Source organism: Enterocloster alcoholdehydrogenati, assembly GCF_013282095.1.
Lineage (GTDB): Bacteria > Bacillota > Clostridia > Lachnospirales > Lachnospiraceae > Enterocloster > Enterocloster alcoholdehydrogenati.
In genome coordinates this window covers 124,276-136,186 of record NZ_BLTJ01000001.1, presented here as the reverse complement: position 1 = coordinate 136,186, position 11,911 = coordinate 124,276, and the positions used below count along the sequence as shown (strand labels likewise).

The window sequence follows — 11,911 nt, the reverse complement described above, 5'->3', positions numbered from 1 at the left end:
TATTCCGGAATGTTATGGATTCCGCTATGTTTGGTAGAGATTATACAATACTCCGGCTTAAAAGGAAAGCTAAACTAAAAAATCCTGGGCGATCTTTTTGATTCCTTCTTTATCCTGGGCATACCAGGCTTCAAAATTCAGTCCGCTTTCCTGCACCGCAAATCCCAGGGCTTTTAAAAATCCCGGAATATGTTCTTCCAGTATCGTTCCAAGCTCTTCTCCCATCCGTTCCTTTCCCTGGCAGGAGCAACCCTTTACAAAAAGCTGGAAGGCCGGTTTCACTTCTTTGTTTACGGACTTTGCACCGCCCCGGAAACCGATCACTCCCGTCTGATGGGTACCGCAGGAGGAGGGACAGCCGGATATATGGATCTGAGGCAGGATGCCGTCCTTAAATCCCTCTGCCCGTTCCATCTCGATCAGAGTGCGCAAAAGAGCCTGGGAATCACGCACACCCTGCTGGCAGATGGAGGAACCAATACAGGCCACCGATTCCTCAAAGCGGCTGCAGGCGCAATCCGCCTCTTTGCAGGAAGTTGCCTCTAATACCTCTTCAATATCCTCTGCCCGGCAGTTGATCACATAGAACATCTCTTCCGGAGACAGGCGCAGCTGGGCACCGGGAATCCTGCGGATCACGTCATAAACCTTTTCAAAGAGCGCTGGATCCGGGCTGCCGCCCAGGGGATGGCACGCAACGCTGTAAAGCCCCTCCTGCTTCTGAGGGATCACCCGTTTTCTGGTATAAGGATTCTCAATAGAAGCAAGTAGCTGTTCCTGAGAATGAGCCGATCCCGTTTTGGCCGCTTCCCAGGCCTCGGAAAGTTCCTTACACGGCAGCAACTCTTCTTTTTTTAACGTAAGGTCGTCTCCTGTTTCCCGTACCTCCTTAAGTTTCTTTAAAAATGCCTCTTTATACAGCTCAGGCCCCCCTAAGGTTTCCTGCATAAAGCGGCTTCTTGCCTTAGCACGGTTCTCATAATTGCCGTATTCACAGAATAATTCATGCATGGCGCGGACATAGTAAAGAATCTGGTCGGGAGACACAGCCTCCGCCACCTTCACGCCAAAGGCTGGCTTATTTCCCAGACCGCCTGCACTGTATACGTCAAAGGAACCATCCTCCCTGGCTGAAAATCCCAGATCGCGGTAGGTGGCGTGCGTCACATTCTTGGGGGTATTGGAAAATCCTACCTTCAGTTTCCTTGGAAGTCTGGGCCCATTGATATAGCTCATAAGGAAATCCGATGCCTTTAACGCATAGGGAAGAACATCAAAATATTCGCCCTCTTCCACTCCGGCTAAGGGAGACACCATTACGTTTCTGGGAAAGTCTCCGCCGCCGCCCCTTGTGACAATCCCGCAGGAAAGCGCCTTCACTGCCAATTCACATACATCGTCTTTGGATAAATTGTGAAGCTGCAGCGTCTGGCAGGTGGTAAGATGTACCCTGCTGATCTTATAGTCCTTAACAGCCTGAGCGATAAACCCCAGCTTTTCCTTTGTCATGACGCCTCCTGGCATACGCAGGCGCAGCATACTGGCCTTGCCGCCCCGTTGGGCGTAGCTTCCAAAGCCGCCGGAAATCCCCTTGTAGGTTTTGGAATCCATTTCTCCGCTGTAAAACTGTTCCGTTGCTTCCTCAAATGCCTTGTAGTCGTTTTTCCAGACTTCTGGACTGATGTTTGTCATTTTCATGTCAATGACCATCCTTTCATACAAATAAGAGTGATTAGGTATTAAATATCCATCTCCTGTACCAGTTCCTTTAAGCGTCCGCGCTCAAATTCCTGGATGGAAATAGATTTTTTATTGGGATTGGCAAACACAAAGGTCCGGTCTACATTTTCCACGTAGTTCTGGATCTTGTCATTTGTAGCGCTTATAATAGCCTGAAAGCCAAGGCCGCGGATCAGTTCAATACAGCTGGCTACCTTTTCCGCATCCATCTTGGAAAATGCCTCGTCTAAAATTACCAGGCGGATGGCAGGGCTTCTGCGCAGACGCAGAGGCTGTCCGATGCGGTAGGCCTGAGCAAAGCTGGCAAGAAGGGCCACATAGAGGGGGTTTTGCCCCTCGCCGCCGGAATTTTTGCGCAGCATCCTGCTTAAGCGGATCTTTATGACCTCATCCCCGTTCTGAACCAGCTGCTGCATATCAAAGGAAAGATAGGTCCGATAGTCAGCATACTTTTCCATATTCCGTTTTGCTTCTTCCAGCTGTTCCGGCGCAGCGTTTTCCGGAGGAATAAAGATGTTTATGAGTTCTCCCATCAGCTCCCCATAGTGGGTCTCATGCTCCATGGAAAAAAGGTTCATCTGGTTTTCAAAGCTGTGATCCAGCTGAGAGGGATCCACCTCCAGGGCCTCGTCCATGAACATATCGTAATACCGTCCGTCTGCGCCCTGGCAGCGCCCGATGACAAACTGGTACTTATCCTTTCCGAAATCCAGGCGGCTTATAATGCGGTTTAGCTCCTCCGTACGAAGTACGGCTTCTTTGATAGCGCTTCGGATCTTATACATAAAATCGTCTTTAAAATGTTCCACCGCAGACCGGGCCTGTCTGGAAGCCTGCTCCTTAAAACGCTCCAGATCATCACAGGAGAGACGCTTTAAGAGACAGTCGTAGGCGGTATTGTCTCTGGCGCTTACAGGGACATTCCTTCCTGGATATCTCCGGACGTATTCAGTCCGCAGGCTCATCAGGGTTTCGCGGGCTTTATTGCTCTGCTCTGCAAGGATTCTGGCTTTTGACTCGTAGGCCTCCCGCTCCTTGTCATAGCGCACATGATCCTTGTCTGCCAGATAGGCGTTAAGCTCTCGGTCATGATTCGTATTTTCATCCAGCTGCCGGTTCTGGTCTGCTGCCGTCTCCTCCAGTTCGGTCAGAGTGTGGGCAAAACGTTCCAGTTCGTTTTTGCGTCCCAGGATCAGCTCGCGCAGATGGTCTCTTTCCTTTTTCTTTCCCTCGCACAGATCTAAGAGCGCCTCCCGCTCTTCTTCTAACTGCTTCACATTCTGAGCTAACAGTTCGTCCAGGCGTCGGGTCAGCGCCGTCTTTTCACTTTCCTTTTTCTTCCATACCCCCATATCTGCCTGCCATTGCATATATTCCTCTGCGGGGTTTTTCAGGGTTTCCAGCCCCTGGATCCTGGCGCAGTCCTTTAAAGCAGCCTCCAGAGGCTGTTTTTCTCTGTCGGCGGCAAGAAGCTCCTCCTGAACCAGACGGATCCGTTTTCTCAGGCTGTCCTTTCCGATATAGGCCATACGCGTATAATGCTCCGGATTGATATACTGCAGGCGAAAACTGTGATATAGCAGGCACTCAGGGGTAATGCCGATCTTACAGGAGGTAAGCGCATCCACAAAACTGCATTTTACCACCTTGCCCAAAAGAAACTCCATATAGGGGGCCAGGTAGCTTTCACGCACCCGCACTTCCTCTGCCAGGGAATCGGCCAGAACCGGGGATTCGCTGGCCAAAGCCTTCTGCGTATCCAGTACCGCTACGCTGTAATAGCGCTTCTTATCCAGTTCGCTGTAGATCTGCAGGGCCTCCTTTGCATATTTGGGAGGAACTACCAGGCTCAGCTTATTATTCCCCAGATATCCCTCTACCGCATTGCGCCACATATCATTTTCCACCTCTAACAGGTCGGCAAGCACAAAGACATCCACGCTTTTTCCCGTTTCCTCCAAAAGGCGGCGCTGGATATACTCCCTTGCCTCCTCCAGATACTTTGGATACGCTTTGCTTCCGGCCTGAAGCTGATCAAGCTCCTCCTTTAGCTGCTTTTCTTTTCGTTTCAGCTCATTTAACCGGGTCACAGTCTCCTGGCGCAGCTTTTCCGTATCCTCTTCCATAACAGAAAGAGACGCCTTTAACCGCATAAGGGTTTCTCTGGAAATGGTACGCTGTTCAAATTCCTCAATGTCCCACAGGGTTTGGTTGGAGGTAATCTCCTCATTCTCCCACTGTTTCAGGGCCAGCGCTGTTTTCTGCCATTTTGCTTCGCTGTGGCTTAACTGCTGACATAACTCATTTAAGGAGGCCAGCTGGTTTTTTAATTCCTCATATCCCGTGGAGGCAATCCGGCGCAGCAGCTCATCGCTTTGGATAGTCAGCGCCCGAATCTGTTCTTCCGTACTTTTTAAGGCCTCTGCCTGACGGTTTAAGTCCTCTTTTCCGGCAGCGGTCCGTTCATTGATATGACGGATTCGGGAGCGGGTATCAAGGATTTCCAGTTTTTTTGCAAACCACTGATATTTGCTGATCTTATCCTCAAGAGAGACAAAAGCGTTAAATGCTTCTTCAATGGCCCTTAACTGAGCGATCTCACGGCTGGTGTCTTCGATCCGGCGGCGCATCCGCCCATACTGCATGACGCTTTCCTGCATATCCTCCATATGAATATTCTGTTCCGTGCAGATGTACTCCTTTACAAAATCCTCCAGCTTTATATTCATGCGAAAAGGAATAGCCCGTTTAAAGAGCAGGGGGAACTTCTCGCTGTCAAGCCCGCCGAGGTATGTCTCGTATAGGATCCGACGGAACCGCTCATTGTGAGAGGTGGAAAAATGCTCCTCCTTTCCGTAACGGCTGTTTAAACAGGCCTCTACCTCCCGAATGGAGAGCGTTCTTGTTTCGCTGCGGTATTCATTTTCCCATAAGGGACCCTTGTGCCAGAAGAAACGGCGTGAGATCTCATTGGAGGCGGTTTCCACATCAAAGACGATACCGATACACTGGTATTCCTCTGTATCTGTGCGCTTTAATTCCAGAACGATGGTGGAGCTGAAGTTTTGATTCCTTAAGTAGGAAAATTCGTTGTTGTCCCCGATATTTACCATACCGCGAAGGTATTCGATCAGACTCCGGTCAGAATCGTCGGCAGCGGCTTTGTTAAAGAATCCCCGTCCATCGGTATTGGCATAAAGCACCAGCTGCATAGCGTCAATTACGGTGGACTTTCCGCTGCCGGAATGTCCGGTGAAAAAATTAATTTCCTCATTTAAGGTCAGAACCTTCTTAGAAATGTAATGCCAGTTGTTTAAACAGATCCGTGTAAAGGCTAAAAAAGGCCCCTGGGAGACGGTATCTTTATATTCCGCTGTCATATTCCTCATCCTCCTCTCCCGCTGGGGCAAACGTTTCATTTTTCTGCTCCCCGTCCTCAAAATCCGCCAGAAGCTCCCTTACATCATCCCCTAAAAGAACCACATTGATACAGGGATAGATGATCATGGCGCTGGAAGGGGAAAGCTCGTCCAGCAGATCCAGAGGCTCGATGAGCTGATATTTCTTTAACAGGGTAATGGCCCTGCGCACATCGCTTGGGGATGGCTGACGCTTGAACAGACGGTAATTTCCCAGCTTCTCGTGGATATCTCCCAGGGTAGTATAGACATTCACACTGGTGGAAATATTTTCCATCTGCTCGTCATAAATCAGCTTAAGGATCAGCAGATAAAGCGTGGCAAGCCTGGGAAGCTTCTCTCCCACCAGGTTCTCCCCCTGTATATAAATGATGCCCATGTGGCTGTTTTCCGTCACCTCGATCCCCGCCACAGAAAAATAATGGCGGATGAATTCCAGATGGCGGCTGCAGCTTCTGTACTCCTTCGTATACTGGAAACGGCCGCTTTTTTTATCATATTTGCGTTCCAGCACAAAGGTCTGGCGCAAAAGAATACGGATCAGCTCGGTAAGCTCCTGGCGGACGCCGCTCATCTGGGAATCATAATAGGGAATCATCCAGTCCGGGCTTTGAGCTTCTATATTAAAATCTTCTGTCAAATCATTGATCACTTCCTGCTCCTCCTTACAAATACAAAGCCAGGATAGGTATAAGGGCCGTTTGTGACCGGGGCGGCGTTCTCATCCTCAACCTGGTACAGGCTTCTTTTTCGGGTGGATTCATCATAAGCCAGGATCAGCTTTTGAAAATCCCCGTCATTTTCTACGGTATCCGCCGTTACCTCCATACGGCCATCCTTCATGCGGCTGCTGATAAATGCCTCGATTTCCTGGCGGCTGTAGCGGTTCTTTACCTTGTTCAGGCTTAATATTTCCTCTGCCGACAGCTCCGGTGTTTCTTCCTCGTCCTTTAGCTGCTCTGTAAAGGCTGTCTTGGTATGCCTGCGTTTATAGAGGGAATCCCCGGAAATAAGGTTGGGCAGAGAAAGGTTCATCCGGCCGCTGATGGCGGAAAGCTCTTCCCTGGTGCCTCCGGTTCGGGATAAATAATTTAAAAGCCGGATCATCAGCCCCTTTGTATCGTCCTCCTGGTTTAGCAGATATCCCATACGGGTAACAGTAGCCTTTATATACCTGGAATGTTCTTTATCCATATTGGCGATTCGGTGCTCGATATCGTCAAAGCCCCGTTCCAGCTGATCCAGCTTTGCAAGGATCTCCCCCGTATCACCGGAGCCGGAAAGTCTGGTCAGCCAGGGCAGATCCTCACGCATGGAGGCGATCCAGCTTTTAATATCTGTCTTGTAGAGGTAAAAATTGTCACTGGTCTTTAAAATATGGTATTTTTTATTGACCACTTCCTCCACATACCCTTCCAAATGATCCCGCAGCAAAGATGCGTAATCCTTCTGCTCTAACAGTTTTCCGAAAAACTTGTCCATGTTGTGAAGCATATCCTGAAGGGATTTGTTAAGTTTCTTCGTGTTCACCAGGGCTGTGTCCAAAAGGCTGACTCCGGATCTGGGATCGTGCTTTAAAGAAAAGAGGATGGCATAAATATTCTGAATATAAACCTGGGCCTCGTCCTCCCCGTCATTCATCAGCCGTGAAAAGCTCTCGATCATTACAGCGGAATAATCCGGGATAATGATGTTTACCGTCATGGTAGTGTAGTCATCTACTTTTCTGAGCCAGCCGGCCTTTAAAAGCCAGTTTAAGACACGGGTAGCAGGAGGCTCTAACTGATCCTCCTCTTCCTCCAGCTCATCCTGCCAGATTACCGGACGTCTGGCGGCAAAATGTTCACTTAGAAGCTGGATGCACATCTCACGGCTTAAAAAGTAGTTGCTGTATTCATATTCCTCGCTGATCTTTAACAGCGCGTCTATATAGGCAGACCGGTTCACCGAGCGGAAAAGGCTCCAGAACCGGTCCGGTATTTCCTGTATCAGTTTCATCGTTTTCCTCCGTTTGCGGTTCCTCTATTATATCAGGAAATGGCTGTCATGGCAATCCCGCCCAGAAGGCCGCAAACGGCTATCCCCTTCCCTTCGCTTCCTTTAACGCCGCAATCAGCCCCGGAATATGATAGGAGGAGGAAACGAGGTCTGCAGGCCGTTGTGCGGCCTTTTGAACCGCGGCGGCTGTAACCGGACCGATGGCTGTAAGATGCAGATGTGAAAGCTGAAAACCACCGGCTTTTTGAAATTCCTCTACGCCGGAAGGGCTGGCAAAAATCAGAGTGTCGCAGCCGGCCGCCCGCTGGTGCATCTTAAGTTCCGGACGTCCTTTTACCGTATAAAGAGGGACATCATCATAAGAAATACCGGCCGTATCAAGCATATGGTTCAAGTCTCTTGAGGCCCCCTGTGCCCTGGCCATTAAAACACGGTCCTTACCGGGAATCAGAACCTTGCGCAAAGACGCAGCCAAATGTGCACAGCAGTATTCCTTTGGCATCTGGTCAGCCCGTATTCCGCGGGCCATAAGGGCCTCCCCTGTAGCCGCTCCGATAACGGCAAACTTCATATGTCCAAGGGAGCGCAGATCCAGTCCGGCTTCAAAAAGGCCCTGAAAGAACAGCTCCACGCCATTGACACTGGTCAGTACCAGCCAGGTATATTCCTGTAAGCGGCGATAAAATGGCCCCATGAATTGTTTCCCTTCCTCAGACAGAACCTCCATGCAGAGAAGGGTTTCTGCCCTGGCTCCTTCCCTGTGCAGGGCAGCCTCCAGTTTTTTTATAAAATGGCCGGTTCCGATCAGACCTGCCGTCAGGCCGTCAAGCGCTCCGGTGTCTGCAAAAGGCGTTTTTTTATCCGAAGTCAGATCAAATGCTGCCGTTTCCCCCACTATAATAATGGCCGGGGTATGAAAGCCCTGACGCTCGGCTTCCCCGGCCAGCGTTTCCAGCGTAGCTCTTAAAACTCTCTGCTGAGGGAGAGAGCCATTTTCAATGACAGCCGCCGGCGTTGAGGGACTTTTTCCACCCTGGATCAGGCCTTGTGTGATCACAGACAGGCTGTGAAAGCCCATGAGAAATACCAGGGTTCCCTCAAGCTTCGCATAGACAGCCAGTTCCTGTTCATCCCGCAGCCCCTTTAACGTATGCCCCGTAATCACATGAAAACTGCGGCTCATTTTGCGGTGGGTTACAGGAATCCCGGCCAGCTCCGGTACAGCCACGGCCGAGGTAATGCCAGGGATGATTTCCCATGGAATATTGTGGCGCTGTAATGCCAGGATCTCCTCAGAACCGCGGCCGAATACAAAGGGATCTCCCCCTTTTAAGCGAACCACTCCAAGGCCTTCGCCTGCCAGGCGAATCAGACAGTCATTGATTTCCTCCTGAGGCATGGAATGATGCCCGGCCTCCTTTCCCGCGAAAATCCGGCGGCAGTGCTTTGGCGTCAGTTCTAAAAGCTCTTCAGAGGCCAAATGGTCATATACCACGGCGTCGCAGCTTTTTAAAAGAGACGCTCCCTTAATGGTTAAAAGTTCCGGCGCTCCGGGGCCGGCTCCGATTAGATATACCGTACCCGGCGCTGCCAAATGGTGGTGTTTCATATGCCTGTCAGTCCTTTCCCGGCTGCCTGAACCAGCCGTGTGATCTCCTTATCTGAACCGCCTCCCCGCAGGTCTACCCGGCGGGTATGTTTTTTCCTTTGAAGGGGATCCATGCAAAGAAGGCTTTCCGGTCCGCTGATCCCGCGGATATGCAGGCCCGGTTCTGCTCCCTTCCATGGAACCGCGTATACTGCCACCGGGGCGTGGCAGCCGGCATTTAAAGCCTTTAAAACGCCGCGCTCGGCCTCCAGACATAGTCTGGAAATGCTGCAGTCAATGGCCCGGCACAGCTGATCTGCCCGGCTTCCGGCTTTTGTTTCCACTGCCAAAATGCCCTGACCGCCCGCTGGAAGAAACCGGCGGGGATCCAGATATAAAAAGCGGTATTTATTCCCTTCCTCCAGTCCCAGGCGTTTCAGACCTGCCGCCGCCAGGAGGATGGCGTCATATTCGCCATCTGCCAGTTTTTTCAAGCGGGTCTGAACATTTCCCCTCAGGGTACGGCAGGTGGGAATGGATTCTGGATCAAAGGCTCCCGCCGCAGGGCAGATTTCCTCCCACAGATCCAGAATCTGCAGCTGCCGCCTGGGGCTGGAAGTACCGATGACAATTTCCTTTTTTTCTGCTGCCCCACGTCCTGCAGGCAGCACCAGCACATCTCTGGGATCTTCCCGTTCTGACAGGGCGGACAGGGTAAGGCCATCCGGCAGTTCTGTGGGCATATCCTTTGCGCTGTGGACGGCCAGATCGATGGAGCCTTCTAAAAGGGCCTGCTCAAATTCTGATACAAAGACGCCTTTGCCTCCAAATGCCTGCAAAGGGGAATGTAAAATCTGATCGCCCAGGGTGTCCCTGGTCAGGATTTCCGTTTTAAGACCAGGGAAACGGGCCTGTAACTGCGCAGCAATGATTTTTGCCTGCCGCAGGGCCAGCATACTTTTGCGGCTTCCGATGCGAAGTGTATGGTTCATGTGGTATTCGTCCTTTTGTCTGTTTTCTTGTTCATAAGGTTCTGCGCTTCAATAAGCGCGCATTCATCAGGGATTTTGCCTGTTTTCAGGCTCTCTTCTGCCAGGGTGCCGGATAAAGATCTTCGCAGCGCTGGCGAATCTGGATACTGTTTCTGGAATATTTCCCTTAATTTTCCAAGCTCCTGTGCTGTTTCGCCTATTTCTTCCGGAAGCACGCCCTGAATCCGTTCTTTTAAAAAGTGGGCCAGTGCAGGACTGTTACCTCCGGTGGAAATACCGATGGTTACAGGGCCTTCTGTGATCAGGGCAGGAAAGAGAAAACTGCTGTCCTCTTTTCCGGATGCGGAGTTTACCGGGATATGAGCCTGCCGGCAGAAAACGGAAATCCTTTGATTTAACCCTTCATCATCGGATGCGGCGATGACAAGATCGGCTCCTCTTAGATCTTCCTCCTGAAATTCCCGGCAGCTTCGTCTCAGCCGCCCGCTCTGATTTCCCAGATGTTCAAACTCGGGGATAAACGCTGTTGCGATCACATGGAGATCTGCTCCAAAAGCAAGAAGGCCGCAGACCTTACGGTATGCGACCTTCCCTCCGCCGACGATCACACAGAGCCATCCTTTTATATCCACAAAAAATGGAAAATAACTCATTACAGATCCTCCGATGCATCTCCATTGGCGGTATTTTCCGGCTCCCTGAAACGGTCAAGGTCATCCGGCTCATCAGCAGTCTTTAACAATTCAGGGTCTCTCCTGCTTAAAGCTGCCTTTCTTTCGTTGACTAACCGTTCAAATTCGTCTTCACTGCAGCCCATCTCAGCCAGACGTTTCCTGCGTTTTTCCTTTAGCAGAGCCATTCGGGCCCTTTCCCGCTTTTTCTGGATCTTAAACCAGACGATACCTCCAGCAGCCAGGGCAAGTATCGCGGCAATCCCTCCCGCGATCCATCCGCCATTTAAGGAAATCCATCCGCTGCCCGAAGGATCCCCGGAAGAAGGCAGATCTGTTTGGGAAGGGGTAGCCTGCTGTTCTGCCGATCCCTGGTTCCTTGTAGTATATAACCAGGCAATGCCGATCTGCCGGTCATTATAGGAGTAAATGATCCGCCCTACGGCTCCCTCTGGATGGCTGTCCGGAATATCCGTCTGAAGATACTGATCCGCATCTGAAAATTCCGCTTCATTTGGAAGTGTAATCACAGCATTTTTATCCAGATAAAGCTCGGAAGGCGAGTAGGAAACTCCGTTGATCTCTACCGGCTCTTCACCAGTCACATAATGGGTCTCATTTTCAGATACGTTTACATTCTTAAAGCGCTTAAAGCCAAAGTCAAGAATGGTTTTTGTATCAGAATAATGGGTTTTCTGGGTGCTTTTTAAGGTGACAGCAACCTGACGGCGTCCATCCTCTTCCGCATAGGTCACCAGGGTCTGTCCGGCAACAGAGGTATAGCCGGTTTTTCCGGCTACAGCCGCCGGATAATAATTTTCACTGCTGGAATCCTGAGTTGAAACCAGCTTATGCTCCATGGAATACGTACGGCCTTCCGGGTTGTTTTTAGTTGGGGGAAGGGTAGCTTCTGTACTGGAGCAGATGGCAAGCAGTTCCGGGTTGGAGAATACAGCTACGCCGATCAGAGCCATATCATAGGCAGAGGTCAGCTGGGCTGCGTCGTTTAAACCGGACGGATTTTCAAAGTTGCTTTCCCGGCAGCCTAAGGATCTTGCCTTCTCATTCATCATATCTACAAAGGCTTCCCGGCTTCCGGCTACGTGCTCTGCCAGGGCGTTGGCAGCCTGATTGGAGGACTGTAAAAGCATTACATAGAGACAGTCCTTCACAGACAGAACATCCCCTTCTTCCAGGCTCAATTTGTTTCCGCTGCCGGATTCTACATCATAAACCGCATCATGGGAAAAGGTAACCATTTCATCCATGGAGGCGTGTTCCACTACCACAAGGGCCGTAAGCAGCTTGGTAATACTGGCAGGCGCCAGCTGTACATGGATATTCTGGGCAAAGAGAACGGCCCCTGAGTCCATGTCCATGACGATACCGGCCTCCGACTGACAGCCGGTATCCGTAGGCCAGTCCGGTTTTGCAAATACGGGAAAAACAGTCAGGGAAAAACTGACTGCCAGTGTCAGCAGAAAACAGAGCAGGCGTTTTATA

The 11,911-nt window shown here is 50.7% G+C and carries 8 protein-coding genes; all 8 read right to left on the bottom strand.

What is annotated here, in order from left to right:
• Positions 1-69: 69 nt before the first annotated feature.
• The 8 genes from HW447_RS00635 to HW447_RS00600 all read right to left on the bottom strand — a co-directional run bounded on the left by HW447_RS00635 (position 70) and on the right by HW447_RS00600 (position 11,910).
• Positions 70-1,698 (bottom strand): nitrite/sulfite reductase, encoded by a 1,629-nt coding sequence (locus tag HW447_RS00635; RefSeq protein ID WP_308464075.1) that lies wholly within the window; start codon positions 1,696-1,698, stop codon positions 70-72.
• A gap of 41 nt (positions 1,699-1,739) precedes the next feature.
• Entirely contained in the window at positions 1,740-5,120 is a 3,381-nt protein-coding gene (locus HW447_RS00630; protein WP_176253389.1) for an ATP-binding protein, read from the bottom strand.
• Positions 5,104-5,757, bottom strand: coding sequence for a DUF4194 domain-containing protein (locus tag HW447_RS00625; protein ID WP_176253726.1), 654 nt, complete (start codon positions 5,755-5,757; stop codon positions 5,104-5,106). The genes HW447_RS00630 and HW447_RS00625 overlap by 17 nt, the downstream gene beginning before the upstream one ends.
• 50 nt (positions 5,758-5,807) lie before the next feature.
• The gene (locus tag HW447_RS00620) at positions 5,808-7,157 is read right to left on the bottom strand and encodes a Wadjet anti-phage system protein JetA family protein (protein ID WP_176253388.1); all 1,350 of its coding nucleotides are present in this window, start codon (positions 7,155-7,157) and stop codon (positions 5,808-5,810) included.
• A gap of 79 nt (positions 7,158-7,236) precedes the next feature.
• Complete coding sequence (gene cobA / locus HW447_RS00615) at positions 7,237-8,766, bottom strand: uroporphyrinogen-III C-methyltransferase (RefSeq protein WP_243176166.1); 1,530 nt, start codon at positions 8,764-8,766, stop codon at positions 7,237-7,239.
• Positions 8,763-9,737, bottom strand: coding sequence for a hydroxymethylbilane synthase (hemC, locus tag HW447_RS00610; protein WP_176253387.1), 975 nt, complete (start codon positions 9,735-9,737; stop codon positions 8,763-8,765). Before hemC ends, cobA begins: the two co-directional genes overlap by 4 nt.
• A complete protein-coding gene (locus HW447_RS00605; RefSeq protein WP_176253386.1) occupies positions 9,734-10,390 on the bottom strand; it encodes a precorrin-2 dehydrogenase/sirohydrochlorin ferrochelatase family protein in 657 nt (218 codons plus the stop codon). Before HW447_RS00605 ends, hemC begins: the two co-directional genes overlap by 4 nt.
• Positions 10,390-11,910 (bottom strand): D-alanyl-D-alanine carboxypeptidase family protein, encoded by a 1,521-nt coding sequence (locus HW447_RS00600; protein ID WP_176253724.1) that lies wholly within the window; start codon positions 11,908-11,910, stop codon positions 10,390-10,392. The genes HW447_RS00605 and HW447_RS00600 overlap by 1 nt, the downstream gene beginning before the upstream one ends.
• Between the last annotated feature and the right edge of the window lies 1 nt (position 11,911).

What these genes read in the sequence shown, in the direction of transcription:
- cobA (WP_243176166.1), bottom strand. Translation starts at nt 8,766, where the DNA reads ATGAAACACCACCATTTGGCAGCGCCGGGTACGGTATATCTAATCGGA.
- hemC (WP_176253387.1), bottom strand. Translation starts at nt 9,737, where the DNA reads ATGAACCATACACTTCGCATCGGAAGCCGCAAAAGTATGCTGGCCCTG.
- HW447_RS00630 (WP_176253389.1), bottom strand. Translation starts at nt 5,120, where the DNA reads ATGACAGCGGAATATAAAGATACCGTCTCCCAGGGGCCTTTTTTAGCC.
- HW447_RS00625 (WP_176253726.1), bottom strand. Translation starts at nt 5,757, where the DNA reads ATGATTCCCTATTATGATTCCCAGATGAGCGGCGTCCGCCAGGAGCTT.
- HW447_RS00635 (WP_308464075.1), bottom strand. Translation starts at nt 1,698, where the DNA reads ATGAAAATGACAAACATCAGTCCAGAAGTCTGGAAAAACGACTACAAG.
- HW447_RS00620 (WP_176253388.1), bottom strand. Translation starts at nt 7,157, where the DNA reads ATGAAACTGATACAGGAAATACCGGACCGGTTCTGGAGCCTTTTCCGC.
- HW447_RS00605 (WP_176253386.1), bottom strand. Translation starts at nt 10,390, where the DNA reads ATGAGTTATTTTCCATTTTTTGTGGATATAAAAGGATGGCTCTGTGTG.